Raw genomic sequence first — 26,333 nt, forward strand, 5'->3', positions numbered from 1 at the left:
GTCAGTCCACGCGGACCTGGGACAGGGAGTCCCGCGACGACGCGACCTCTTCCTCGGACATGCCGCCGATCTGGATGTCGAGATCCAGTTGCCGGCCTTGCTCGTTCTCCCGGGCGGTGACGTGCAACAGGCCAGAGGCGTCCAGGGAGAAGGTCACCTCGATCGGGAAGCCCGCGGGTTTGCCGGGCGGGATGCGCAGGTCGCCCTCCCCGATCTTGTTGTTGTCATCGACCTGCTCGGACTCGGCACTGCCCGCCTGCTCCATCACGCGGATGGCGACGGTGTCCTGGTTGTCGTCCAGGGTGGCGAAGCCCTCGGTGGTCGCGGCGGGGAGCGAGTCGTTGGCGTGCACGAGGTGGGCGACATAGCGGCGGCGGGTTTTGGGCTCCATGGAAATGATGCCGAAGGCCCGCGAGGCGACCGTCTTGATCGTCCGGCCCTCGATCTGCCGCTGCTGCGTGCCGGACAAGCCCGCCTCCAGCGCCATCGCCTCGGCCTTGGCCCGCTCCCCCGAGCTCAGCAGCCGCCGGTAGGTCTCCTCGAACGCGTAGAGCGCGGCGCCCTTGGCCACGGCCAGGTCGGGGTCCTGGAGCCGGGGGGTCAGGCCGAATTCCTTCCGCAGGATCTCGGTCACCGCGGGCATCTTCGACGAGCCGCCGACCAGGACCAGGTGGTCGAAGGCGGTGACCCCCTTCTCCCGTGCCGTCTCCAGGGTCCGGCGCGTGATGGCCACGGTACGGTCCAGCAGGTTCCGGGTGAGCGCCTCGAACGCGTCCCGGGTGAGCTCGACCGTGGTCACGCGTCCCTCATGCATCACCCGGGCCGTCTGCTTGACCCGGGAGGACAGGGTCTTCTTGAGGTCTTCCGCGATCTTGCGCAGATCCTGCTCGGTCGCGCTGCTCTCCAGCGGGTCGCTGACGTCCGGGTGCTCCCGCCTGAAGCTGTCCGCCAGATGCTCGACCAGATGGTCGTCCCACTCGGCGCCGCCGAGGTTGTGGTCGCCGTCGGTGCACACGACCTCGATGTCGCCGCCGCGCAGAGTGATGACGGTCGTGTCGAACGTGCCTCCGCCGAGGTCGTAGACGAGGATGTGGCAGTCCTCCTCCGGGTTGACCACGCCGTAGGTGATGGCCGCGGCGATGGGCTCGGAGATGATGTCGATCACGTTCAGCCCGGCGATGCGGCCGGCCTTCCTGGTGGCGTCGCGCTCGGCCACGCCGAAGTACGCGGGGACCGTGATGACCACGTCCGATACGGTCTCCCCGGTCGCGACCTGCGCGTCCTCGGCCAGCTTGCGCAGCACGAACGCCGAGATCTCCTCGGGCGAGTACGCGCGTTCGTGCAGAGTCCTGGTGACTTCCTGGCCCATGTCACGCTTGATACGGCTGATCACGAGGTCCGGATAGATGACCGCGCTGTCCTTGGCGGGCTGTCCGACCACGACGTTGTCCCGCGTCTCGAAGAAGACCACGGAAGGCGTGGTGTCGGAACCCTCCCGGTTGCGGTGCACCTCTGCCCGGCCGATCTGGTCGATGCTGGCGATGCACGAGTATGTGGTGCCGAGGTCGATCCCATATACGGCCATTTATCCGTCCTGCCTCTGCTGGTCCGCCGGCCCCTGCGGCTGTGCGGTGCGGTCGTCGCCGGCGCTGCCGATCACCACGTCGGCCTTGCGCAGGACGCGTTCCTCCTGCTGGAAACCGACCGCGAGCACCGCCACGACCCGGCCGTCCGGCCCCGGCTCCCTCCTGATCGCCCGGTGCCTGGCGGAGTCGTACGGGTCGCCCGGCGCGACTTCCAGCAGCTCGGCTCCGGTCCTGGCCAGCACCTCCGCCACCTCGGCGGCGATCGCCTCCAGGAGGGAGCCGAAGTGGCCGTCCCCCGGCGTGCCGCGGAGCCTGGCGGCCTCTCGATCGGTCAGGTCGTACAGGCGGTAGAGGCCGGCCCGGACCGGCGTCAGCGCCTCCTGGAGCAGGCCGTGGCGGAGAGCCTGGTTGTCCGCGAAGAGCCGGTCGATGATCTCCTCCCGGTGAACGGCACGGTCGTGATCATGCTTGAACTTCGCCCTGATTTCCTCGGTCAACCGGTCGATTGCGGCCGTACCAGGGCTCATATCCGACATAGTGCGTATTTCAGGAGATTCCGGCGGAGCTTCGGGGTCGGAGGGAGGAATGGTCATAAGGAGTTTCCGTTTACTAGAGGGAACTTTGAAATTCGCGATCCAGAGTGTATCGATACTTCTGGCGATATGAGGACGGCCGAAGCAGACCCATGCGCTAAACAGGATGAAGTCGCCGGCGGCACCTGGATCCGGCTTGTTCTTATTCAGGATTTCGGGCTAACGACGCGTGAGTTGCTGACCGGTGGCCGCGGCGAGCACCTTGCCGTACAACAGACTCAGGGCCTCGGCGTCGTCGAAGCCGTCGGTGACGACCGCGGCCAGCCGGGCGTCGGCGGCGAAGAGCGTCGGCCGATAGCCGGACTCCTGGTCGGGCACGGCCAGATAGACCCGGTCGAAGTGGCGGATGAGGGGCACGAGCTGCTTCACGTCGTCCGCGAACTCGCCGTCGGTGATCGCGACGAGGACCCGCCTGGCGCAACTCCCGCCGTCCTTGTCATGGCCACGGTCGAGAGCCTTGATCGCGGGGATGAAGTACGTGTCCTGGCCCAACTCCACGCCACCCCCGGACGATTCGGCGGCCCGCATGAGGCCTGTCGCCCGAGTCGGAGCGAGCGTCAACGAGGCCGTCCGGGCGAACTTGACCGTCGTCAGCAGGTCGTCCGGCCGCATCTCACGGGCCATGAAGGGCTTGAGCAGAGCCAGCGCCTCGTTCCTGGTGTCCACGCTGTCGTTCATCGAACCGGAGAAGTCACCGGCCACGTCCAGGCAGACGACCCCCTTCGTCTGCCGCGCCCCGGCCAGGGTGGCGTCCCCCAGCGAGTCACGGTGGCCGCCCCCGTTCAGGTACCAGATCACACCTGCCGCGGCAACCGCCAAGAAAAGAACACCAATTACGGCAATTCCAGATAATCTCCCCGAGCTGCCCGGCAAGTCCCCACTTATCCTGCCGGGCAGCCGCCTCGGGGAATTCCCCGGGAGCCGGGGACGATGTGCGAACATGATCGGCCTCCCCCACGATAGGCAGCGAGGAATCAGGATATGACGCCGCTTGCCGCCGGGAGCGGCATTTATCGGCAAGACATATATGCAAATCTGGATATTCATGCGATATCGCATATATCACGAAGAGAGCCACGCGCCCGGCGCCCGACGATCAAAGCGCCATCTTAAGGTCATCCAGACCATATCCCCTTTGCCCGCTTTGAGTCAAGGTGACCTAAAGGCCGAGGACTTCATGATTGTTTGGGGGGCCGGTCCAGCCCGCCGTTGCGCAGCACGTCGAGGATGAACTCGGCCGCGTTGCGCGCTGCCTGCTCATGCCACTCATCGTCCTTGGCCATCCCCCAGTCGCAGATGGCCTTGACCACGATCCAGTCGACCTTCCCCTTGGCCGCCGCCGCGTAGACCCCGAGTCCCTCCATCTCGCCGCCGATCGCGTCGGGCTCCGCCTCGATCATGCGTTCGCGCATCGTCGGCGAGTTCATCAGCACGTTCCCGGACAGGAGCGGACCGAAGTGAACCTTGGGGCCGGTTTGTGTCAGCCGCGCGTTCTGGCATCGGTCGAAGAGCGTCACCGACGGCGTGACCCGGTCGCCCCGCGAGATCTCGACCGGCTTCCCCGGCGTAGGTTCGACGATCTTCTTGTGATCCATGATCCGCAGCTGGTTGCCCACGAGGATGTCCCCGAGCTGCTGCTTTCCCTCACGCAGGCCGAAGCAGATTCCGGTGAGCAGCAGGTAGTCGGGGTTGAGCTGATCGATCAGCGATTGGGCGGTCAAGGTGGCGCCGCCGGGGTCGGTGGACCCCGGCCGGGTCTGCGCGAGCAGCACCCGGGCCCGGCTCACCACGCCCAGCTCGAACGCGGTGTGCATGTTCAGATGGCGACGTTGCGGGTCCGTCCCCGTGACCCCGGTGACGGCCTCGATCACGGCCTGCCGCTCCTCGGGCGTGGCGACCATGATCAAGACGGTTGATGTTCCGAGCACCGGCTCCATCCCCTTCCAGAAGCTGTCAAGTCGCGCCCTGCGCACCTCGGGCGCTCGCCATACCATGACCAGGAACAGCAGCACGGCCATGCCTCCCATGCCCGTGCTGATCCACCCGAGCACCCAAGCCTCGGTGGTGGCGGGCACGAGGTCGGCCGGGTCGCCGCCGATCAGGCGCCAGGCGAGCCAGCGCAGCGCCGTGCCGTAAGTAGCGGGCCGGCCCGCGCAGTCCCCGGCGCACGCCGCCCGCTCCAGGTTCGCCAGCACGCGCGCCGAGACCGCCACGATGATCGCGACTGCGAAGGCGTACAGAGCCAGTCCCGGGCCGAGGCCGACGACCTTCGCGGTACGCACGTCCGATCGCGACCCCGTCGCCAGGAACGTCACCCCGCCGACGCCGGCCCCGTCGGTCGCCGTCGTGATGGCCTCGCGCATCGCGCTGCTCGTCGCGCCATCGAGGAGGCAGAGCAGCGGTTCATTGACCTCGACGGTCCGCGTACGCGCGTCCAGGTCCTCGACCGCCCGCGCCACCTGGGCGCGCACCAGCCCGCGCAGCCGCTCGGTGACCTGGCTCAGGAACGCGGGCGCGGCGGCGGGGTCGGCGCAGTGGCACAGCGGCATCGACCAGTGCAGGAACCTCATCTCCTCGGCCGTCCCCCGATCCCGGCGACCGCGGACCCGCAGGCCCAGGACCCCCCTGACGATCCCGGTACCGACCATCGCGACCATGAACAGGGCGACGTACAGCAGGGCCAGCAGGCAAAGCAGCAGCGCACCCCCCAGCAGCAGGGGGGACCGCTGCCACAGCATGGCCAGTGGAATCGCCGCCAGCGACAATCCCATGAGCACGGCCGGCGGAGCGAAGAACAGCACGAAATCCCAGTGCCTGTCGACGAGGCGCAGCAGCCTGCCCGGCCGGCCGGTGAGCCGCGCGGCGCGCGGCGGCTCCAGCACCGCGAAGGCGTCGGTGCCCCGCCAGACGAGTCGCCCGTCCCGCGCCGCCACGTACAAGATGATCGGCAGTGGCGCGCGCTCCCGGATCAGGCCGAGAATTCCTCTCGGCCGGATCGTGCCGGCCACCGCGCGACCGTGCTCGGCGCGGCGCAGCACCGCGGCCGCCTCTCGCGCGGCACGGAACGATATTCGCAGCCGATCCGAGCTCGCCTCCCCCGGCGGGCGAGTCTCCGGCGAACGCTCAGGAGACACGGAATCCACCTTGCCTCATCCACGGACGAGGCGCGGCGGTCGCGTCCGGACCGTGTCGCCGAGCCCTCCCGGGCAAGCGCGGATCCGGCGTCTTCAGCGAGTGCCGCGACCTGAGCCAAGAGCCGCCCGTCAGGCGGTGACCGTCGACGGGTGGGCCTCACGACCCTCATCGCTCGACCGCGGCATGGGCGGGAACAGCAGCGCGGCCGGCCCCCGGCGATACAGCGCGGCGGGACGGCCGATCTCCGGCGTCCGCGACTCGCCGGTAGGCTCCACGAAGTCCGCCGCCTTGGTCACCTTGCGGCGGAAATTGCTGGGATCCAGCGGGAATCCCCAGATGACCTCGTAGATGTGGCGCAGGTCGGCGATGGTGAACGGTTCGCGGCAGAACGCCGCCGCCACCGTCGTGTACTCGAGTTTGGCCCTGGCCCGATCGAGCCCCTCCTTGAGAATCGCCAGGTGGTCGAAGGCGAGCTCGGCCGACAGGGCTGTCTCGACGGGCACCCAGTGAGCGGTCGCGGCGTCGGTGCCGGCGACCGGCGTGGGCAGGTCAGGGCCCAGCGCGAGGTAGGCGACAGTGAAGGTCCGGCCACGCGGATCGCGCTCCGGCGCCCCGAACGTGCGCAACTGCTCAAGGTACAGGCGGCGGCCATCGACACCCGTCTCCTCGGCCAGTTCGCGCAGAGCGGCCTGATCGAGGTCCTCGCCGACCCGGACATAGCCTCCCGGCAGAGCGAGTCCGCCTTCGAAGGGCGGCTTTCCCCGCTCGATCAGCAGGACACGCAGGCCGGCCTCGCGCACCGTGAAGATCACCAAGTCCACGGTCACCGCCGCCGACGCCGTCCCGTCATGCTTGGATGCCCGATTCACCACACCCACAGAATACCTATGGTCACCTTGACCTCTGCGGCGGCCCAGCGAGCCGCACCGCCCTGATCCCGCCTTGACCCAGACGGCCGCACCACTTATGGTCAGTTAGACCTTAATAGGTGGGCGGCGACCATGGAGACAAGCATGAGTGAGTTCATGCTCGGCGTGGTGAGCTCCTTGCTCGCGACCGCGCTCACCGTTGTCGGCGGTTGGGCCTTCTCGCTACGCTCCCGCCGATGGCCGGCCCTTGTCCTGTCCCGGCTGACCGGGCTGGGAGTGCTCCATGTCCTACCGCGACAACAGCTCGCCGCCCAGGAACTGTCGGCTGAGCTGGCCCGTGCGCGGTGGGTGCGCGTTCTCGCCGGACGTGGAAACGAACTGACGCGTGACAGTTTCGCCACGGTCTGGGACGCGGCGGGCAAGCGTCTGGAATCCGTACAGGTGCTCCTGCCCGACACCACGACCGGCTACGATTCCTGGCTCTCCAGGCGAGAATCGGACCTGCGCCGCGTCGATCCGGGCTTCTCCCCCGGCCTGCTCGCCGAGCAGGTGCGGATAAACGCCACCTACGTGAGCGAGATCACGCGGCATCATCAGCCGGTCTCGCTCCGCTTTTACGATCTGCCGAACCTGCACCGTCTCGTCATCACCGACAACGTCGCCTATCTCACCATGTACCGACAGGGCGAACACGGCCGAAACTCCCCCTGCATCGTCGCGCACCGGCCCGGGGTCCTGTACGACTACGCATTGCTGCTGTTCACCACCGCTTGGGAGCACAGCCGCCCCGCGGAGGCCGGCTGAGAATCCCAGAGCGTCAGAGCAGGTCCGCCAGGACCCTGCGCTGGTAGGAGGTGAGTGGCGGCCGGGTCGCGTCGCGGGCGATCTGGGCGGCGCGGGCGCGGTCGCCCATCCGGGACAGGGCCCGCGCGCACAGGTACGCCACCAGGCCGTGATCACGCCCGCCGACCAGGGCCGCCTCCACCTCGACGGACGCCTCCTCGACGCGGTCCAGCTCGGCCAGTGCCAGGGCGCGGGCGGCGATGGTGGCCGGTTCGGCGGGCTCGCGTACCCGGTCGAGGTCGCGTAACGCCTGTACGGGCTTGCCCAGGTCGGCCAGGATCTCGCCGCGTGCCCGCAGCGCGATGGGGGTGTCGCCGTCCACCGACAGCACGCCGTGCAGGATGGGCAGCGCCGCCTGCGGGTTGCCCGTGTGCCACACCGTTATGGCCAGCTCGACCTGGACGGTGAGGTCGCTCGGCACCCGGCCCACGGCGGATCGCAACTCGTTCATGGCCTCGTCCGGGCGGCCCTGATGCAGGATCACCCGGCCGGCCGCGGCCAGCGAGCGGCCCACGGCCGGGGTGTCCCGCAGCCGCTCGTACACCTGGCTGGCCTGCTTGTAGCACCGCTCGGCGGTCGGCCAGTCGCCGCGCGCGTGCGCGAGATTGCCGAGAAAGGACTCGATCTCCGCGCGCGTGCGCAGCTCGTCCTCACCGCAGGACCGCCTGGCCTTCTCGCCGTGTGTCTCGGCCAGCGTGAGGTCGCCGTCCGCCAGCACCTGCTCGGCCACGCGCAGGTGCTCGGCGGCGCTCACGGGCGCCTGGCCGGAGCCGGGCTGGGGGCGCGCGCCGCCGAGCGCGTACAGCACCGGCTGGAGCAGCCGGTCGTGCTGGAGTTCGCACCAGCGCGAGCCCGAACGCATCTCCGCCTTGAGGACGTGCCGGTCGATCAGCGCCTTGACCACGCTGTTCGGCATGCCGGCGGTCTGGGTCTCGCCCTCGTAGGCGGTGCCGCGGGTGCCGAGCGTGGTGACGAAGGTCTCCCGCAGCCAGGCGCTGAGCCGGTCGAGGGGGATCTCGTGGTCGTGCGCGATCTCCGCCAGGGCCTGGTCGAGGAAGTCGCCCAGGGAGCGGTCGACGTCCGCGTGCCGTTCCACGTACTCCGGCGTGATGACCGTCAGGTCGGGCGGGCACGAGTTCCACAGCGCGGAGCAGACGATCTGCAGCTGAACCGGCTCGACGGTGTCCACGGTGTAGGAGGCTGGGGCGCCGGTGCCGTGCAGCCGCACCGTGCGCAGCTCCTTGACCAGGGTCTCGGCGGCTTGGGGCGCGTAGGAGCGCTCTGTTCCGGCGAGTGGTTCCTTGATCGCGGCCAGCGCCTCCTCCTCCTGGAACGGGGTCAGCACCACCGACGCCGACGGCCCGCCGCTGCGCAGCGGCTCCCCGTGGGCCATGAGCCTGGCCAGGTAGTCCTCCCTGATCGACAGGAGCAGGCGCAGGTCCTCGTTGTCGTCCAGGGCCTCGGCGAGCTGGGCGATGAAGGGGTCGCGGAAGCCCTGGCGGTAGGGGAAGTCGAAGAAGAGCTCTTCGGCCTGGTCGATGGCCACCAGGATGGGGATGGGGTCGCCGTACTTGTCGATCCTGGGCCCGCGACGCCGCAGGAACTGCTGGACGGTGAGCCCCGACAGCCGCGTGAGCGACTCGCCCGGCGCCCACGACGACAGCAGCGCCACCGTGAACGGATTGCGCTCGGGCAGCGCGGCCATCGGGAAGGCGGAGCCGTGGGAGAGCCGCCCGATCGGCAGCACGTCCACCCGTTTGTCCGCCAGCTCCGGCAGCACTCCCGCCTCCAGCACGGACGTCTTGCCCACTCCGGACGGTCCGTGCAGCATCGTGAGCCGGTGCGCCTGCCACATCACGGAGATCTCGTACGCCTTGGCGTCCCGCCCGAAGAAGCGCTCCTGGTCCTCCTTCGTGTACGAACGCAGGCCCACGTACGGTTCGGCCTCGAAGGCGCCGGTCGGCGGCTCGGCGATCACGACCGGTTCCCCATTCGCTCGTCCAGTTCCGCGCAGAACTGGCGGGGGGTGCCCCAGAAGATGGAGACCTCCCATCCGTCGAAATACCGGTCGAGATATTCCTTGGCGCGCAGGGCGGCTCCGGGTTTGACGTTCTCGTTCTCGGGTGTGAGCTGAACACTGACATGACGCCGGCGGCGGATGGCCGGGTAACGCCTGATCAGCCCATGGAACATCACCCGAAATGTCCATTCCTGAAGTGTGTAGCCGAGAAGGAGCAGGGGCCGGTTCGCCAGGGCGTCGAGAATGATCGGCGGAATCACGTGCCGGTTGTTCTGGGCTCGCGCGGTCGTCAGGTGGACCAGGAAGTCGATGTAGTCGTCTTCGGTCAGCACCATGGACGACGGGAGGCTCGTGCTTCCGTGGAGATGGTAGACCATCGGCCGGTTGGCGTCGGGACGTATTCCCGCGCCGCGCTCGAACAGGTTCCGGTCATACGGCACGCCCTCGTGCCACGGGCAGATCGCCGCGCTGGGCTCCTTGCCGGCACCGCGCAGCGCCCGTACGAGGAAGTCGTCGTAATTGGTGGTCAGGAACACCGGGATGGGAAAGGCGGCGATGGACGAGTGGATTTCGCCCGGAGCCGTGAAGTCGGGCGGGCCGATCGCCGTGAGGCGGCGGCCGAGTTCGTGCTTGAGCCCGGAGTCGCCAAGGACACTACGGACATACTGCATAACTCTGGCTAAATCGCCATCATCAGCGAAGGGATAGTCGAAACGGGCCGCCCACTCCCGGCTCAGCTCTCCGCTGGACGGGAGGTTGCCGTCGCTGGCCCCCGCACCGATGAACGGCGTGCAGTCACCGGTACGGAGCTGATCGATCAGCCGGGCCCAGTCGGAATCCTTCATCCGGGACGACCTGCTCTCCTGGCACGATGAGGGCGTGGAGCACGAGGTACGTCCCTATTTTTAGCCGGTCACGGCGGGCCCGTCGATGCTCTGGCTGAACCCCGCGATCGGTCCCATCGCGTCTTCGCCCGCACGAAGCAACATCCGCAGGGCATGGGCGAGCGCTGACTCGTCCACCTTGTCGAGGTCGGCGAGCGACAAGCCACTCACATCGACAAGGCCGGGCGGTTCGGTCAGCTCATCGCTCATTGAAGCTCCTATGTTCCGGAACTCGGGACACAAAAATCACGCCAACCCTATCGGTCTCCATATGGCGCCGTCCGTAAGGGAGGCGTAAATGTTCGTTCGACGCGAAAAGCTCTAAGATGACGGCGGATGTGGTCGTCAGCCGGAGGCGTGACGTGACAGGTTCGCAGCCAGAGTTGGTCCGAACGTCGGGACGGGTTCCCGAGGTCTGGGGCAAGGTCCCCGCCCGCAACGTCAACTTCACCGGCCGGTCCGTCCTGCTTGAACGCTTGCACGCGGGCCTGTCCACCGAGGTGACCGCCGTCGTCCCGCACGCCCTGCACGGCCTGGGTGGAGTGGGCAAGACCCAGCTCGCCGTCGAGTACGCGCACCGTTTCAGGTCCGAATACGACGTGGTGTGGTGGATCCCCGCCGATCAGCCCGTCCTGGTCAAGTCCTCGCTGGCCGGTCTGGCGCCGCATCTCGGCCTCCAGGCCGCCACCCGAAGCGGGGCCGAGGACGCGGCCGACGCGGTGCTCGACGCCCTGCGCCGCGGCGAACCGTACGACCGCTGGCTCCTGGTCTTCGACAACGCCGACCAGCCGGAGGAGATCAGCGAGCTCATCCCCCAAGGGCCGGGGCAGGTGATCGTCACCTCGCGCAACCACCGCTGGCAGGGCATCGTCGACACCGTCGCGGTGGACGTCTTCGACCGCCAGGAGAGTGTGGAGTTCCTCTCCAGGCGCGCGTCGCTCTCCAGCACCGACGCCGACCGGCTCGCGGAACAGCTCGGGGACCTGCCGCTGGCGCTGGAGCAGGCGGGCGCGCTGCACGTGGAGACCGGCATCTCGGTGGACGACTACCTCCGGCTGCTGAAGGAGCAGACCAGCGCGCTGCTCTCGGAGAGCAAGCCGTCCGAATACCCGATGCCCATGACCGCCGCGTGGGCGCTGTCGGTCGCGCAACTGCGCAGCAAGCTGCCCGAGGCCGTCGACGTGCTGCGCTGCTGCGCCTTCTTCGGCCCGGAGCCGATTCCGCGCGACGTCTTCCGCCGGGCCGGCCATCAGGCGTCCGACGCCAAGTTGAGCAGCATCTTCGGTGACACGATCCTGCTCACCAGGGCGATCAGGGAGCTGGGCAGGTTCGCGCTGGCGACCATCGACTCGCAGGCGCGCACGATCCAGGTGCACCGGCTGGTCCAGGCGCTGCTGCGGGACGAGCTGGACGAGGACGAGCGCCGCCGCTTCCGGCATGAGGTGCACCTCCTGCTGGCCGGCGCGGCGCCGAAGGTGCCCGACGAGACGGCCAGCTGGCAGCGTTACAACGAGCTGATCGCGCACATCCTGCCCTCGCAGGTGGCCGACTGCGCCGAACCGGCGGTCCGCACCATGGTGCGCGACGTCCTCTACTACCTCTATCGATCAGGCAACTACCAGTCCGCGCGGATCTTCGCGGAGCGGTTCGTGGAGCGCTGGACCGAGAGATCGGGGCCCGAGCACCCCGACGTGCTGATCGCCCAGCGCCACCTCGGTGGCATCATCCGCGAGCTGGGCGAATACCGGGCCGCCTACGATCTCGACAGCACCACGCTGGCCAAGATGACCGAAGTGCTGGGCGCGGAGGACTCCGAGACCCTGGTGCTCAGCAGCGGGTTCGCGGCCGACCTTCGGGCCGCCGGCGACTGGTCGGCGGCCAGGGAGCTGGACGAGAGGCTGCAGGCCCAGCACACGACCGTGTTCGGCGAGCAGGCGCCGGCGACCCTGCAGATCATGAACAACCTGGCCGTCGACTACGGCCTCAACAGCGACTACACGGCGGCCAGGGCCCTGCACGACGTCGTGCACCGCAAGCAGAACGAGAGCGCGGAGCGGATCGGCGAGGCCGACGTGCTCAACAACTGGAACGGCCTGGCCAGGGCCGTCCGGCTGAGCGGCGACTCGCGGGAGGCGGTCGACCTCGGTGAGGACGCCTACGCCTACGGCGTCCAGGAACTCGGCGCCGAGCACCTGTGGACCCTGAAGACGGCCCGCGACCTGTCGATCGCCAAGCGCAGGGCAGGCGACTTCGACGGGTCGCTCGAGCTCGCCAAGGACGTGCACTCGCGCCTGCAGCGCATCATGGGCGATCACCATCCCGAGACGGTCGCGGCGGCCAGCAACCTGTCCAACGCCCTGCGCGCGACGGGCGACATCAACGCCGCCTACGACATCGCCGAGCAGGCGGTGGCGAGATACCAGGCCATCTACGGGGACGCTCACCCCTATGTGTACGGCTGCGCGACCAATCTGGCGGTCCTCCAGCGGCTGCGCGGCGACGCCGAGGCGGCCATGCACACCGACGAGCGGGCGCTGACCGGCCTCGACGGCAGGCTCGGACGTGACCATCACTACGCCCTGACCTGCGCCGTCAACCTCGCCAGCGACCATGCCGCACTGGAGGACCACGAGGAGGCGAGGCGGCTGGGCAGGGAGACGCTCGACAGGCTGCGCAGGATCTTCAGCGACGAATACCCGCTGCTGCTCGCCTGCCTGGCCAACCTCGTCCTCGACACCCGCGCGTGCGGCCGGCAGGAGGAGGCCGACGCGCTGTACGCCGAGGCCCAGCGCGGTTACGCCGGAGCCATGGGCCTCGATCATCCCGACGCGCGGCTCGCCCTGGAAGAGGGCGCGCGGATGGACTGCGACTTCGACCCTCCGCCCATCTGATCCGGCCCCGGATGGGCGCCTCTCATCGCCATGGCGAAGTCGTGATATAAGGCCGCATGATCGCTCTGGCGTGCCTTGCGCAGCGTAAGTCGAAGCCCCAGGAACAGGATCAGGAAACGCAGCGCACCCAGCAGAAAAGTGGCGGCCGAGAAAAGCAGGATGGTTTCGGGCCACATTGTGCCTCCCTTGCGATATGTCCTGTATTCAGGGAAGCCGGGGGCGGCGGTGTCCCGCAATGATCCTGGTCAATGCAGGAAGAGTCCGGACGACCCGGTACATCTCCTTGGTGGAACGCTCCGATAAAGCGGATAATCCTGAATGACTTCGTACGGAATCCGACAGGGGGGACGATGCCCGAAGAATCCCTCCAGGCTTTCCTCGCCGCTCTCAGCGAACTACGCGGGCGGGCCGGCGGCCCGTCCTATCGCGAACTGCGGCGGCTGAATCCCGAGCGGCTGGCTCCCAGCACGGTGCAGAGCCTGCTGGAGGGCGACCGCAAGCGACCGCCCTCGTGGTCGCTCGTCGACGCGTTCGTCCGCGCCTGCCTGGCCTTCGGGCGGGAGAACGGGCTGCGCCTGGAGGACGATGAGGAGGCGTACGTCCGCGGCTGGCTGGAGCGGCACCGGAGCGTTTCCGCGAGCATGAGTCAGGCGGCCGAGCCGGCACCGGACGACCGGGACGATTCCCTGCCGCGGATCCTGGGCGGCGGCACGCCGCCGGTCAGGGGCCACTTCTCCGGCCGCCGGAAACTGCTCACCGAACTCGACACCGCGATGCTCGCGCAGACGGACTGGCCGGTGTGCCTGGTCGGGCCCGGCGGGCACGGCAAGACGCAGCTCGCCTCCGAGTACATCCACCGGCATTCCTCCAGGTACGTGACCGTCTGGTGGATCAGGGCCGAGCAGCCGAGCCTGATCCGGACCGATCTGGCCTCGCTCGGCAGGCGGCTGGACGGGGACATCGGCGAGGCCGAGATCGTCTCGGAGACGCTGAAACTGCTGCGGGAGGACTCCCGCTGGGCGCCGTGGATGATGGTGTTCGACAACGCGGGGCATCCGGAGAGCGTGGGGGCGTTCCTGCCGCGCGGCGGGTCGGGTCATGTGCTCATCACCTCCCGCGAACCCGCATGGGACGAGGTCGCGGTGCCCATCGAGGTCGGCGCGTTCGAGCGCGGGGACAGTGTCGAGCTGCTCACCCGGCGGGTGCCCGGGATGTCCGTCGACGAGGCCGGGCAGGTGGCCGAGGAACTGGAGGACATGCCGCTCGGCGTCGTGCAGGCGGTCACCTACATCAAGGGCTCCGGCCTGGCCCCCGGGGCCTACGTCGCGCGGCTGCGCGAGCAGCCCGGCCGGATGCTGGACAAGCATCCGCCGGTCGACTACGGACGCGGCCTGGCGTCGGCGTGGGACCTGGGCTTCGAGACGCTCAGGCAGACCTGCCCGGAGGCCCTGTCCCTGCTGCGACGCTGCGCGTTCCTGCGGCCGGAGTCGATCTCGCGCGGCCTGCTGCGCCAGGGCCGCCTGCCGCTGTCGGGCGATTCGGTCGCCGTGTTCCAGGATCCCGTGCTGGCCGACAACGCGATCCGGGTGCTCACCCGCTACGGGTTCGTCCGCCTGGCCGGCCAGGGCACGGTCCAGGTGCACCGCCTGCTCCAGTCGACGGTCAAGGAACGCATGACCGGCGAGGAACGGGAGCGGGCCCGGCGCGACGTCCACCGGCTGCTGGCCGGATCCGACTGCGGCGATCCGGAGGACCGGGCGAACTTCCCCCGATACGCCGAGCTGGCCGGCCACGCCGAGGCGTCGTCTCTGGCCGACTCCACGGACGAGGAGGTGCGGGGCTTCGTCGCCCGGCTGGTCACGTACTTCCTGGCGATCAACGACGGGGAGGGCGCCGAGCGCTACAGCGGCGTCGTGCCGGAAGCCGGGGGCCACACGGCCGTTTACGACAGTGCGCTCCCCCGGCCCGCGCCCGCGCCGGCCGTGCCGCGCCGGGCGCTCATGGCGCGGGAGATGGAAGGCGACGACTGGGCGCGGCTGATCTACCAGGTGACCACGGGTGACTGCACCCCGATCGTCGGCAGCGACATCTCCAGGGAGAAGGCCGCCAGGGTGCGGGCGATGAGCTGGGAGTGGGCCGGCCGGCTCGGCTACCCGTTCGCGGACCCGTGGAACTTCGAGTCCGTCCTCGACTACGCGGTGACGCTGCCCGACCAGTCGGCCATGGCCGAGGAGATCCTGGAGGGACTGCGCCGGGAATGGGAGCAGCAGGACGAGGAGGACCCGCACGCCTTCCTCGCGAAGGTGCCCGCCACCTCCTACCTGACCACCAGCTACCACGGCCGGCTCACGCAGTCACTGCTGCGTGCGGGCAGGGAGCCCGTGATGAAGGTGTTGCCGTGGCGGCCGGAGTTCGGGGCGGCGGAGCCGGTGGTCGCGCCCACCCCTGAGCGGCCCCTGGTGTGCCATCTGGCCGGATCGTACGACCTGCCCGGCTCGCTGGTGCTGTCGGAGAGCGACCGCCTGAGGTGCCTGCGGGTCGAGCACGGCAAATGGTCGCCGGACATCGTCGGGGCGCTGGTGACGTACCCGTTCCTGATGATCGGCTACAACCCGCGGTCCTCGTCGTTCGACCTGCTGATGTCCCTCCTGTCGGGTGTCTCCACCCCCAGGAGGAACATCATGGCGCTGTACGATCCGGGCCCCGGCGGGATGGAGGAGGCCGCCAGGAAATATCACCTGGCCCGGATCGCCCGGCTGAACATGCGCGCGGCCGTCTTCTGGGGAGACGCCCGCGACTTCATCCAGGAATTGTCACGCCGCCTGGAGACGACGGCGTGATCCCGTTGCGTTCCGCCCACATCGCGCGGTGGGCCGCGGCGTCCCGGTGCGCCTTCTCGATGGCCTCGCCGGAGACCTCCTCCTCCCGCCAGGCCCGCAGGGTCGCGGCCATCCGGGCGATGAAGCGCTCGCCGGGCGGGGTGAGGAACCCGCTGTCGGCGATCACCTGGGTCGCCCCCACCGCGGCCTCCCACCACCGGTAGAACTCGGCGCTCGCGGCGAGCGCGGCCTCGCCCTGCTCGTGGTGCCGCTGCCGGCGCCAGAATCCGCTGACCCCGACGTAGGCGTACGCACCCTGGAACAGGCCGCCCAGCGGGCGGGGATCGTTGCGCCACGGCGCGTAGTAGCGCCTGTCGCCGGACGGCCGCAGCAAGGGGATCACGTCGAGCAGCGCCGACAGCTTCCCGTGCTGGACCTCGTGCGCGAACGTCAGCGCCAGCGTCGTCGCGTCGGGCGGCGTGGACAGCGCGACGCAGCCGAACGCCTCACGGGAGCTGCCGCTGATCTGGTCGCCGGGGACGTCGGTCAGCGGCGTCAGCACGCTCGTGGCCACGGACACCTCGTCGGCGACGGTCGGGTGATGGCCGAGCAGCAGCTCCCAAGCGCTCCGCAGCGCCTCCCGCCAGACGGCCAGCTCGTCCTCGGACAGCCGGTCCGCGGCCAGCCGGGCGCCGGGCATCCGGTACGGGTCGAGGTCGTCGACGCAGAGCGTGAGGGTCCTGCCCTGGGCCGTGGCCTCCAGGCGGCGCAGCGCCTGCCAGCCGGGGGCGTCCTGATGGGGGTCGTCGGGGAGGCGTACCGTCTCGTCGCCGATCACCTCCACCGGGCCGCCCGCTCGCCGGACCCTCGCCGACGGGCCGGCGAGTACGGCACGACCGAGCGACGGCAGCGTGATGCCGCCTTCGTCGGCGGGCACCTCGATCTCGAAGTCCAGGCCCGAACGGACGGCGGCCGCGGCGGCGACGGCGGCGAGCCGGGCGGGCGAGTGTCCGCCGGCCCCTGTCGCCAGTGCGTGGTAGGTACGCCAGGCCCAGGCGCCGACGGCGGGATGGCGGAGCACGGCGTCCACCGCTCGCGGCCGATGCCCCTGGGCCGCGCTCAGCAACCGGTACGCCTCCGGGGCCGCGCGGCCGATCCCGTGCAGGAGCAGGACGTGCTTGCTGTGCTGGGCGCCGAGCAGGAGGCGAGCCGCCTCCGCGCCCCCTCCGCCCGAGCCCAGCGCCTGGAAGTGCTCGTCCGGGATGATGTGCTGCTTGAGGCTCATCGGCGCCCTTCCAGCAGGGTGGCGACGTCGCGTTGGACTTCGCCGCGGATGTGATCGATCAGGCGGAACAGGTCGTCGCAGTAGACCGAGCGATTGCCGAAACCGTTGTCCGGGTCGTAACGGTGCGCGTAGAGGCCGCCGCCACAGACGGACAGGATTGGACAGTCCCGGCATTCCTTCGCGAGGGCGTCGGCGCCGAGCTGGCGGGTCATGACGGCCGGATGCCGCAGCACCGCGTCGAAGGTGTCGCGGGCGACGTGGAATCCGGTGACGGGCGCGCCGGGATAGGCGGACTTCAAGGTGTCGGACTGCTGGATGCCGCCGTCGGCCTCGATCACCACCATCCGGGCCGGCCCCAGTCCCAGGGTCTCGCCGGACGACGTCCCGCCAATGAGGAGGTGCAGGATATCGGCGAACAGCCGCACCTCGGTCTCCCTGCGCGCCGCGCCGTACCACCGGTCGAAGATCGGGATCAGCCAGTCGGCGTACGGCGTCGCGCCGTCCTCGGCGGGAAGGCCGGGCGGCGGCTCGGCCCAGTTGCCGTGCGGCAGCAGGAAGTCGATCCGGGGCGGCCCGGATTCGAGCAGTGCCTCGTAGGTGGTGAGGGGATCGTTGTCGAGGTCGACGGTGCAGAGCAGGCCGCCGTACAGGTGGGGGTAGCGCTCGGTGATCAGGTCGAGCGCGGCGGAGATGGTGGCGTGGCTACCGCTCCCATCGGGCCGCCGCCGATGCCGGTCATGATCGTCGGCGCCACCGTCCATGCTGACGCCGACGCGGACTCCGAGATCATCGAACAGTTTCAGGTACGTCTCGTCGAGGCGCATCCCGTTGGTCTGCAGGCTGACGTCGAGACGGACGCCCGGCCCCAGGGCCTGCCGGACGGCGTGGACGGTATGGGCGATGTGGTCGGCACCGGCGAGGAGCGGCTCCCCGCCATGCAGGATCAGGTGGACGGAAGGCATCCGGTGCGCGTGAGCGTGCTCAGCGATCCGGAAGGCGGTGTGTGCGATGACGTCTTTTGAAACCCGACGCGGCTGCTCTTTCCAGCTTTGATCAGCCATTTCATAGACATAACAATAATCGCACCTCAGGTCGCATCTACTGTGTATTTTTAGGATGAACTGGCACAAAGGCCACGGCTGCCATCCTTCGGGTGGCAGCGGTGTGACCTGGGGCTTTACCTCGCCCAGCCGGCTTCCATTCGAGCGTGACACGTGGCCGAACCTTACGCTTATTCATTCGGCAGTGGCCACTTGACGCACGGCCCGCCACCGGCAGGTCGCCACGCGGAAGCCTCCGGACCTGAAAGTTTCACTCTTGGCAAGAGGCTTTGTCATGCCCTGGCCAGCCACGACGCCTTCTCGCCGAAGGCCGAGCCCAAGATTCACATTGACGACTGGAAGGCGCCTTCCTACATCGACCCCGGAGACCTGGGCAGCGGCGGGCAGGACGAGGGCCAGAGCCCGATCCTCAGCTCGCCAACGGCGCGGTGCTGAAGAACGTCATCCTCCGACTCCCCGGCAGCCGACGGCATTCACTGCCGCCACATTCAAGGGCACCTCCTCATCCCAGTCGATGACGATCAACGTCGGCGGGGCCAGGTCGGCCAGCGACAAGGGCTTCCAGCACAACGGCCCCGATGCCATGTACGTCAGGAACTTTCAGGGTAGAATTTCTCATCGGGCAATACTTCCCCGGGCAGGAGGCAAAGAGTGTTCGATGAGCTAGTGCCTGTGGCCGCCTACGCGCGTGCGAGTCTCGACCTGGCGAAGGACGCGCACACCGTCCAGGAACAGCACCGGATGAACCAGCAAACCGCCGCTTGTCACGGGTGGCGGATCGTGCATTCTTACACGGACAACGATCGGTCGGCAGTCAAAGAAGGCGTGGTCCGGGAAGATTTCGAGGCGATGCTCAAGGCCCTTCGTGCGGGCATGTTGCCGGACGGAACCCCTGTGATGGGCGTTATCGTGACGGCGGATGACCGACTCGCCCGGAAGGCGAGCGACTACGAGCGCTTCATCGACGCTTTCACCTCCGTTCCGAACCGCGTCTTTGCGGACAATAGGACCACCAAGTACCTATACAGCGAAGAAGCCGAGTCGATGGGCCTCCTGGGTGCGTTGCTGTCGCGCGCGGAAGCGAAGAAGATCCGCAGACGGGCAATTGACAAGCACCGGGGCATCGCGGAGACGGGGAAGATCGCGATCACCTATCGTGCGTTCGGCTGGAACAAGGACAGGAAGACTCTCAATCCTGTCGCGTCTGCGGCGGTACGTAAGGCTGTTGAGCAGGTAATTGCGGGCCGTTCCTTGAACTCCATCGTTCTGGAGTGGCAGGAGCGGGGTTTGATGACGACACGTGGAAATAAGTGGTCAACGGCGGCACTTAAGCAACTCCTCCTCAATCCCCGCACATGCGGCTGGCGCATGTTGCATGGGGACTTGGTGATGGATGCCAAGGGTGAGCCGGTGGTGGGCGAGTGGGAAGCGATCGTCACTCCTGACCAGTGGTGGGCGGTCCGGGCCATCTTCGAGCAGCGTCGGGGCAAGCGGGTGAACAGGTACGGGGTAGTGGGTGATCTGCCCGACGATTACCGGGATCACCGTTACCTTCTTACCGGCGTTCTTCGCTGCGGCAAGCCGCTCCCGGATGGCGCTATGTGTATGACGAAACTCCGGGTGGGCGTCCGTAAGAAGCTCGGGGACTATGCGTATTCCTGCATGGCCAAGAGCGAGGGCGGATGTGGCGGTCTTGCTCGCAAGGGTGAAATGATCGATATGCACGTCTCGGAAGCCGTCATTTCTAAGCTCGAAGAGATTTCACTGAAGGCTCCTGAAATGGGGCCTTGGGAGGAGGCGGAGCTCGAAGAGTTCAAAGAGCAGAAGATCGCTCTACGTCAAGCGTTCGCGGCGCGGGACATCAAACCCGGCGACTTCTTCGCCGAGATGAAGCGAGTAGACGCTGACATCGACCGCCTGGCAAGGAAACGTCAGGCGCACGCGGTAGCCGTAGAACGCGCCCAGGCGGATGTGACGGACATCAGGCGACGGTGGTACTCCGACACTGACTCGGACCGCCTGGACCTTTCGCAGAAGCGTGCATACGTGCGACGAGTGCTGCACGCGATCATCGTTCTTCCCAGCGGTAGGACGGGCCGTGCTCCGTTCGATCCCAACCTGCTCGATCTCGTCTGGCGTGAGGACGTCTAGGAAACTGGTGTTTTCTGACGATCTCGCGGTGGCCTCTTCTGGTGTGTCAGGGTGATCGGTGTTGGTCATCGGGAGCGTGGAGAGATCCGGCTGATCATCGCCGATGGGTCGCATCTGCGGTACGCCCGCAACCCCGGCACCGGCGAGAAGCCCGACACCTGGACGGGACTGGTGCCTGCCCGGCACTCGATCGTTCACGTTCAGGGCTCCGCGTCACGGCTACTGCCCGTCGCCCCCTGACCGATTCACCCCAGAGCTGACTGCGGGCGCGGCTCCCGGAAGCCGCGCCCGCCACCGCGTCAGGTGGCCACGGCATCACCGGGCCGCCCGGAAGGGACGGACGGGGTGGACGGAGCGGACGGCCTGCCGCTGCGGCCGCTCAGCGTGATCATGATCGAGCCGAAGACCGCGGTGATGGCGAACACGGTGAAGCCCCAGTTCTGAGCGTGGTTGGCCAGCAGGACGCCGCCCAGCCAGGGCCCGAAGACCGCGCCGAAGCGGCCCATGCCGGCGGTCCAGCCCAGCGCGGTGGCCCGGCTCTCGGTGGGGAAGCGTCCGGCGACCGCCGCGTACACCATCGTCTGGGCGCTGAACAGCCACACGCCGGTGAGGAAGACGACGACGTAGGTGATCGGCAGGGGCATGCGGATGCCCAGCAGGAAGGTGCCGACGGCGGTGAGCGCGAACCACAGCGCGGAGACGCGGGTGGCACCGAAGCGGTCGGCGATCCGCCCCGCGACGAGCATGCCCACGATGCCGCCGAGGTTGATGACGAGCAGGAAGCCGAGTGCGGAGCCGAGTTCGTAGCCGTTGGCGCGCATCATGGTCGGCAGCCAGGTGTTCACGCCGTAGACCAGCAGCAGGCCGCCGAAGGAGGCGAGCCAGAACAGCACGGTGGGCAGCCACAGGGAGTTCTGGAACAGGCCGCGCAGGCCGGCCCAGCGGTCGGCGCGGGCGGCCGAGGCGTCCTGACCGGCGGGGAACTCGGCCAGATCGACGCCGTGCCTGCGGGCGAGCGCCTCGGCTTCGTCGCGGCGGCCACGGGTCACCAGGAAGCCCAGCGACTCGGGGAGGAACCGGGCGACGAGCGGCACCGCGATGATCAGCGGCACGACCCCCACCCAGTACAGCGAGCGCCAGCCGAAGGGCGCCACCAGCCACAGGCTCAGCGCGGAGGCGAGGATGCCGCCCGCGTGGTGGGCGGTCATGAGCACGCCGATCATGAGGTTGCCGCGGCCGCGCGGGGCGTACTCGACGACCATGGCGATCGCGATCGGCAGCAGGCCGCCGAGACCGAGACCGGCCAGGAGGCGGCCGAAGCCGAACACGCCGAGCGACGGAGCGGCGGCGCAGACGGCCGACGCGATCGAGAACAGCGCGCAGCATCCGGCGATGACCTTCTTGCGGCCCGCCCAGTCGGTGACGGTGCCCGCGGCGAGCGCGCCGACGAGCATGCCGAAGGTGGCGTAGCTGCCGATCTCGCCGCCCTTCGCGGCGGTCAGGCCCAGGGTGGGGTCGTCGAGCATCTTGGGCAGTACGGCCCCGTACATGAACATGTCGAGCCCGTCGAAGAGCACGACCATCCAGCACAAGGCGATCACCAGGACGACGAGCCTGGTGGGCCGTCCCGAGGCGACGGCAGGTGGGGTGGAGGACATCCTGATTCCTCTCAGAAGGTTTCCTGGGGGGGTGGAATCGCGATCAGGTGTGGCGGCGGTGGGGGTGCGGGCCAGCCCGGTGCCGCCGACCGTAACTTGCCAGAATTCTGTTGGCAATATGGCGAACAAGATTGTTGACATTTTTGTTGCCCTAGATTTAGCCTCGACACGCACGTACAGAGGAAGGGCGGCCGATGCCGTACGAAGACGGCCCGATCAGCGGTGAGCAGGCGAAACAGCACGCGCTCACGGGCCTGCGCGAGGCCATCACGCAGGGTGAGATGGCTCCCGCCCAGCGCCTGGTCGAGGGCGAGCTCGCGGAGCGGTTCGGGGTGACCCGAGGGAGCATCCGGGCGGCGCTGATCGACCTGACCGCCGAGGGGCTGGTGGAGCGCATTCACAACCGGGGCGCCCGGGTGCGGGTCGTCTCCGTCGAGGAGGCGGTCGCCATCACCGAGTGCCGGATGGTCCTCGAGGGGCTGTGCGCGGCCAAGGCGGCGGCGCAGGCCACCGACGAGCAGTCGTCCGAGCTCGCGGCCCTGGGCCAGGCGATGGTCAAGGCGGTCGCCGACGGCGAGCCGCTGACGTACTCGGCGCTCAACCACGAGCTGCACGCCTACATCCGCGACATCTCCGGACAGCAGGTCGCGGTCGAGTTGTTGCAGCGGCTCAACGCCCAGCTGGTCCGGCACCGCTTCCAGCTCGCCCTGCGCCCCGGGCGGCCGCAGAAGTCCCTCAACGAGCACCTGGCGCTGATCGAGGCGATCCGCGCCCGCGATCCGGAGGCGGCCCAGGTGGCCGCGCACGCCCACCTGGCCAGCGTCATCGAAGCCCTGCGCGAATGACGCCCTCCGCCGGCCCAACCCCCATACCGCGAGGAGAACGACAATGACCGACGACGGGAAGCCGGCAGCTCCCGCGCAGTCCACCCTGGTCATCAGCGCGCACGCCGGCGACTTCGTCTGGCGCGCGGGCGGGGCGATCGCCCTGGCCGCCGCGCGGGGCGAGAAGGTGACCATCGTGTGCCTGTCCTTCGGCGAACGCGGCGAGTCCGCGAAGGCCTGGCGCGAAGGCAGATCCCTCGACGAGATCAAACAATTGCGGCGGGCCGAGGCCGAGCAGGCCGCCGCGACCCTGGGGGCCGGCATCCGGTTCCTGGACGCCGGTGACTACCCGCTGCGGGAGACGCCGGAGCTCGCGGACGAGCTCGTAGGCGTCTACCGCGAGGTGGTGCCGACCGTGGTGCTCACGCATCCGCTGGAGGATCCCTACAACGGCGACCACCCCGCGGCTGCCCGGATGGCGCTGCAGGCCCGCGTCCTGGCGCAGGCGATCGGCTACCCGGCCTCGGGTGAGCCGCTCGGCGCGCCGCCGGTGTTCTTCTTCGAGCCCCACCAGCCGGAGATGTGCGGCTTCACCCCGCAGGTGCTGCTCGACATCACCGAGGTCTTCGACACCAAGCGCAAGGCGATGGAGTGCCTGCCTGCCCAGCGGCACATGTGGGACTACTACACCGACCTGGCCACGCGCCGCGGAGTGCAGCTCAAGCGCAACGCCGGCCCGAATCTGGGGCTGCCCCACACGACGTACGGCGAGGCGTACATGCGGCCTTACCCCCAGGTGACGGCGGTGCTGGCATGACCGGGGTGATCGTCACCGGCCCGTCCAGGGCCGACGCCGCCGAGGTGGCCGCGCTGGCGGGGTTCGGAGTGGCCACGGTGCACGAGGCACTGGGCCGCGCGGGAAGTCTCGGCCCCGGGCTGCGGCCCATCCAGCAGGGCGTGCGCATGAGCGGCACCGCGGTCACCGTCCTGTGCCGGCCCGGCGACAACCTCATGATCCACGCGGCGGTCGAGCAGTGCCACGAGGGGGACGTGCTGGTCGTCACCACCACCTCGCCGTCCACCGACGGCATGTTCGGGGAGCTGTTCGCCACGGCGCTGCGGCGGCGCGGCGTGCGCGGGCTGGTGATCGACGCCGGCGTACGTGACACCGCGGAGCTGCGGGCGATGGGATTCCCCGTCTGGTCGGCGGCCGTCTGCGCGCAGGGCACGGTCAAGGCGACCGCGGGCTCGGTCAACGTGCCCGTGGTGGTCGGCGGGCAGGTGATCAGGCCCGGCGACGCGGTGCTCGCCGACGACGACGGGGTGATGTGCGTCCCCCGCGACCTCGTCGCCACGGCCGTGAAGGCGGCCGAGGCCAGGACGGCCAAGGAGGAGGCCGCCCGAGCGGCGTTCGCCGCCGGCGAGCTCGGCCTCGACCGCTACGGCCTGCGCGAGACGCTGGCGCGGCTGGGCGTGCGCTACGTGACGGCGGAGGAGTACGACCGCGAGGGGACTGCGACATGACGGCCGAGAGGTACGACCGCGAGAGGACGGCGACATGACGGCCGAGAAGTGCGACCGCGAGAGGACGGCCGAGGAGCGCTACCGCGAGAGGGCCGTGACGTGAGCGCCGGCGAGCGCGGTCTGCGCTGCATGCTGATGCGCGGAGGCACCTCCAAGGGAGCCTATTTCCTCGCCGAGGACCTGCCGGCCGACCGGGCGGCACGCGACGACCTGCTGCTGCGCGTCATGGGCAGCCCCGACCCGCGCCAGATCGACGGCCTGGGCGGCGCGCACCCGCTGACCAGCAAGGTGGCCGTCGTCTCCCGCTCCGGCGACGACGCCGCGGACGTCGACTACCTCTTCCTGCAGACGGGCGTCGAGACCGCCGAGGTCTCCGACCGGCAGAACTGCGGCAACCTCCTCGCCGGAGTGGGCCCGTTCGCCGTCGAACGCGGACTGGTCCGGGCCGCCGACGGCGAGACCACCGTACGGATCCGGATGCTCAACACCGGCGACCTGGCCGCGGCGACCTTCCCGAGCCCCGGCCGGGTGGTGAGCTACGACGGTTCGACGGAGATCTCCGGCGTGCCGGGAACCGCCGCCGCCATCGTGATCGAGTTCCCCGGCGGCGAGGACCAGCGGCCGCTGCTGCCGACCGGCAACGCCCGCGACGACGTGGCCGGTGTCGAGGTGACGTGCGTGGACAACGGCATGCCGGTGATCCTCGTCCGGGCGGCCGACCTCGGCGTCACGGGCTACGAGAGCCCGGCCGAACTGGAGGGCGACACCGCGCTCGCCGCCCGGCTGGGCGAGATACGCCTCGCGGCGGGGAAGCTGATGGGCCTCGGCGACGTCCGCGACACGACCGTGCCCAAACTGACCCTGCTCGCGCCGCCCCGCGATGGCGGCGCCGTCTGCACCCGTACGTTCATCCCGATCCGCTGCCACACCTCCATCGGCGTGCTGGGCGCGGCGAGCGTCGCCGCCGGCCTGCTCGTCCCCGGCGGCACCGGCCGCGACCTCGCCGTGCTCCCCGGCGCCGGGAGCCGGCTGCGCGTCGAGCATCCGACGGGGTTCCTCGACGTCGAGACCACCGTCGCGGAGGGGACGTCCGGTTCTCTTCACGCGGCCCGTACGGCCGTCGTCCGCACCGCCCGCAAGATCTTCGACGGCACGGTCCACCCGCGCCCATCCGACTCCTAGGAAGGCTCCTCATGGCCCCGCCCCTGGGGGACATCGCCCATCTCGGGCATGTCCAGCTCCTCACCCCCGACCCCGACCGCAGCCTGTGGTTCTTCACCCAGCTGCTCGGCATGACCGAGAGCGGCCGCTCGGGCGACTCGGTCCACCTCCGTACCTGGGACGACTACGAGCACCACAGCCTCACGCTCATCGCCCACGCCACGTCCGGCATCCGCCGTACGGCGCTGCGGACGTCGAGCGAGGAGGCGCTGAACGCGCGGGTCAAGGCGCTGGAGCACGCCGGCCTGACCGGCTCGTGGGTGGAGGACGAGCCCGGGATCGGGCCCCTGTACGTCACCCGCGACCCCGACGGGCACGAGATCGCCCTCTACTGGGAGAGCGAGTGGTACCAGGCGCCGCCCGAGCTGCGCCCCGGGCTGAAGAACCAGCCGCAGGCCAAGCCCTGCCAAGGTGTCGGCGTGCGGCGGCTCGATCATGTCAACTACCTCGCCGCCGAGGTCGCCCCCAACGCCGACTTCACGTACCGGCTGCTCGGGGCCAGGCCCACCGAGCAGATCGTGCTCAACTCCGGCAAGGTCAGCGCGCAGTGGCTGACCTTCACCAACAAGTCGTACGACGTGGTCTACACCGAGGACCGGTCGGGCACGCGGGGGCGCCTGCACCACATCGCGTTCGCCACCGACAGCCGCGAGGACATCCTCCGCGCCGCCGACCTGTGCCTCGACAACGGCGTCCACATCGAGACCGGACCGCACAAGCACGCGATCCAGCAGACGTTCTTCCTGTACGTCTACGAGCCCGGCGGCAACCGCGTCGAGCTGTGCAACCCGCTCACCCGCCTGGTGCTCGCCCCCGACTGGCCGCTGATCACCTGGACGGAGGCGGAACGCGCCAAGGGACAGGCCTGGGGGCTGAAGACCATCGAGTCCTTCCACACGCACGGCACCCCTCCGCTCGGCTGAGGCGCCGCGGGATCAAGTCAACCCGTGAATCGGGCATTAACCAGCC

General features: G+C 69.2%; 22 protein-coding genes. 11 read left to right on the plus strand and 11 right to left on the minus strand.

Annotation, left to right across the window (positions count from 1 at the left end; genetic code table 11):
- Window position 1 precedes the first annotated feature (1 nt).
- The 5 genes from AB0F17_RS49315 to AB0F17_RS49335 all read right to left on the minus strand — a co-directional run bounded on the left by AB0F17_RS49315 (window position 2) and on the right by AB0F17_RS49335 (window position 6,183).
- Complete coding sequence (locus AB0F17_RS49315; RefSeq protein ID WP_358038549.1) at window positions 2-1,585, minus strand: Hsp70 family protein; 1,584 nt, start codon at window positions 1,583-1,585, stop codon at window positions 2-4.
- Window positions 1,586-2,113, minus strand: coding sequence for a nucleotide exchange factor GrpE (grpE, locus tag AB0F17_RS49320; RefSeq protein ID WP_358038552.1), 528 nt, complete (start codon window positions 2,111-2,113; stop codon window positions 1,586-1,588).
- Between the two features lie 225 nt (window positions 2,114-2,338).
- Complete coding sequence (locus AB0F17_RS49325) at window positions 2,339-2,998, minus strand: hypothetical protein (protein WP_358038555.1); 660 nt, start codon at window positions 2,996-2,998, stop codon at window positions 2,339-2,341.
- 356 nt (window positions 2,999-3,354) lie between these two features.
- The gene (locus AB0F17_RS49330; protein WP_358038558.1) at window positions 3,355-5,313 is read right to left on the minus strand and encodes a hypothetical protein; all 1,959 of its coding nucleotides are present in this window, start codon (window positions 5,311-5,313) and stop codon (window positions 3,355-3,357) included.
- Window positions 5,314-5,442: 129 nt separating this feature from the next.
- Window positions 5,443-6,183, minus strand: a complete 741-nt coding sequence (locus AB0F17_RS49335; RefSeq protein ID WP_358038708.1) for an NUDIX domain-containing protein — start codon at window positions 6,181-6,183, stop codon at window positions 5,443-5,445.
- Between the two features lie 144 nt (window positions 6,184-6,327).
- On the opposite strand from AB0F17_RS49335, the gene AB0F17_RS49340 reads away from it, so the two are divergent.
- Window positions 6,328-6,987 (plus strand): hypothetical protein, encoded by a 660-nt coding sequence (locus tag AB0F17_RS49340; RefSeq protein WP_358038560.1) that lies wholly within the window; start codon window positions 6,328-6,330, stop codon window positions 6,985-6,987.
- Between the two features lie 13 nt (window positions 6,988-7,000).
- Here AB0F17_RS49340 and AB0F17_RS49345 read toward each other — a convergent pair whose 3' ends face one another.
- The 3 genes from AB0F17_RS49345 to fxsA are packed head-to-tail and all read right to left on the minus strand — an operon-like array spanning window position 7,001 to window position 10,140.
- Complete coding sequence (locus tag AB0F17_RS49345; protein WP_358038563.1) at window positions 7,001-9,004, minus strand: tetratricopeptide repeat protein; 2,004 nt, start codon at window positions 9,002-9,004, stop codon at window positions 7,001-7,003.
- Window positions 9,001-9,891, minus strand: a complete 891-nt coding sequence (locus tag AB0F17_RS49350; protein ID WP_358038566.1) for an SIR2 family protein — start codon at window positions 9,889-9,891, stop codon at window positions 9,001-9,003. The genes AB0F17_RS49345 and AB0F17_RS49350 overlap by 4 nt, the downstream gene beginning before the upstream one ends.
- 60 nt (window positions 9,892-9,951) lie before the next feature.
- Window positions 9,952-10,140, minus strand: a complete 189-nt coding sequence (gene fxsA, locus AB0F17_RS49355) for an FxSxx-COOH cyclophane-containing RiPP peptide (protein ID WP_358038569.1) — start codon at window positions 10,138-10,140, stop codon at window positions 9,952-9,954.
- Window positions 10,141-10,292: 152 nt separating this feature from the next.
- Here fxsA and fxsT (AB0F17_RS49360) point away from each other — a divergent pair, with 152 nt between their 5' ends.
- Together fxsT (AB0F17_RS49360) and fxsT (AB0F17_RS49365) are read left to right on the plus strand one after the other, a co-directional pair.
- Entirely contained in the window at window positions 10,293-12,821 is a 2,529-nt protein-coding gene (fxsT, locus tag AB0F17_RS49360) for an FxSxx-COOH system tetratricopeptide repeat protein (protein ID WP_358038572.1), read from the plus strand.
- A 350-nt stretch (window positions 12,822-13,171) separates the two neighbouring features.
- Entirely contained in the window at window positions 13,172-15,661 is a 2,490-nt protein-coding gene (fxsT, locus tag AB0F17_RS49365) for an FxSxx-COOH system tetratricopeptide repeat protein (RefSeq protein ID WP_358038574.1), read from the plus strand.
- On the opposite strand, the gene AB0F17_RS49370 is transcribed toward fxsT (AB0F17_RS49365), so the two are convergent.
- Complete coding sequence (locus AB0F17_RS49370) at window positions 15,621-16,925, minus strand: HEXXH motif domain-containing protein (protein WP_358038577.1); 1,305 nt, start codon at window positions 16,923-16,925, stop codon at window positions 15,621-15,623. The genes fxsT (AB0F17_RS49365) and AB0F17_RS49370 overlap by 41 nt on opposite strands.
- Window positions 16,922-18,139, minus strand: coding sequence for an FxsB family cyclophane-forming radical SAM/SPASM peptide maturase (locus AB0F17_RS49375; protein WP_358038579.1), 1,218 nt, complete (start codon window positions 18,137-18,139; stop codon window positions 16,922-16,924). The genes AB0F17_RS49370 and AB0F17_RS49375 overlap by 4 nt, the downstream gene beginning before the upstream one ends.
- Window positions 18,140-18,500: 361 nt before the next feature.
- Between AB0F17_RS49375 and AB0F17_RS49380 the strand changes: the two genes are divergently transcribed.
- The 3 genes from AB0F17_RS49380 to AB0F17_RS49390 are packed head-to-tail and all read left to right on the plus strand — an operon-like array spanning window position 18,501 to window position 20,377.
- Window positions 18,501-18,653, plus strand: a complete 153-nt coding sequence (locus AB0F17_RS49380; protein ID WP_358038582.1) for a pectate lyase — start codon at window positions 18,501-18,503, stop codon at window positions 18,651-18,653.
- A complete protein-coding gene (locus AB0F17_RS49385) occupies window positions 18,638-20,137 on the plus strand; it encodes a recombinase family protein (RefSeq protein WP_358038584.1) in 1,500 nt (499 codons plus the stop codon). The genes AB0F17_RS49380 and AB0F17_RS49385 overlap by 16 nt, the downstream gene beginning before the upstream one ends.
- Before the next feature lie 51 nt (window positions 20,138-20,188).
- Window positions 20,189-20,377: a hypothetical protein gene (locus AB0F17_RS49390; protein ID WP_358038587.1), complete on the plus strand. Its 189-nt coding sequence runs from the start codon at window positions 20,189-20,191 to the stop codon at window positions 20,375-20,377.
- 59 nt (window positions 20,378-20,436) lie between these two features.
- Here AB0F17_RS49390 and AB0F17_RS49395 read toward each other — a convergent pair whose 3' ends face one another.
- Entirely contained in the window at window positions 20,437-21,795 is a 1,359-nt protein-coding gene (locus AB0F17_RS49395) for an aromatic acid/H+ symport family MFS transporter (protein WP_358038590.1), read from the minus strand.
- A gap of 194 nt (window positions 21,796-21,989) precedes the next feature.
- Here AB0F17_RS49395 and AB0F17_RS49400 point away from each other — a divergent pair, with 194 nt between their 5' ends.
- From AB0F17_RS49400 to AB0F17_RS49420, 5 genes are all read left to right on the plus strand, one after another.
- Window positions 21,990-22,640: a GntR family transcriptional regulator gene (locus AB0F17_RS49400; protein WP_358038593.1), complete on the plus strand. Its 651-nt coding sequence runs from the start codon at window positions 21,990-21,992 to the stop codon at window positions 22,638-22,640.
- A gap of 43 nt (window positions 22,641-22,683) precedes the next feature.
- Window positions 22,684-23,436 (plus strand): PIG-L deacetylase family protein, encoded by a 753-nt coding sequence (locus tag AB0F17_RS49405; RefSeq protein WP_358038595.1) that lies wholly within the window; start codon window positions 22,684-22,686, stop codon window positions 23,434-23,436.
- The gene (locus tag AB0F17_RS49410) at window positions 23,433-24,143 is read left to right on the plus strand and encodes a 4-carboxy-4-hydroxy-2-oxoadipate aldolase/oxaloacetate decarboxylase (RefSeq protein WP_358038598.1); all 711 of its coding nucleotides are present in this window, start codon (window positions 23,433-23,435) and stop codon (window positions 24,141-24,143) included. Before AB0F17_RS49405 ends, AB0F17_RS49410 begins: the two co-directional genes overlap by 4 nt.
- 99 nt (window positions 24,144-24,242) lie before the next feature.
- Window positions 24,243-25,325 (plus strand): 4-oxalomesaconate tautomerase, encoded by a 1,083-nt coding sequence (locus AB0F17_RS49415; RefSeq protein WP_358038600.1) that lies wholly within the window; start codon window positions 24,243-24,245, stop codon window positions 25,323-25,325.
- A gap of 11 nt (window positions 25,326-25,336) precedes the next feature.
- Window positions 25,337-26,287 (plus strand): catechol 2,3-dioxygenase, encoded by a 951-nt coding sequence (locus AB0F17_RS49420; RefSeq protein ID WP_358038603.1) that lies wholly within the window; start codon window positions 25,337-25,339, stop codon window positions 26,285-26,287.
- Window positions 26,288-26,333: the final 46 nt, after the last annotated feature.

Origin of the sequence: Nonomuraea sp. NPDC026600, assembly GCF_040638335.1 — a bacterium.
Classification (GTDB): domain Bacteria; phylum Actinomycetota; class Actinomycetes; order Streptosporangiales; family Streptosporangiaceae; genus Nonomuraea.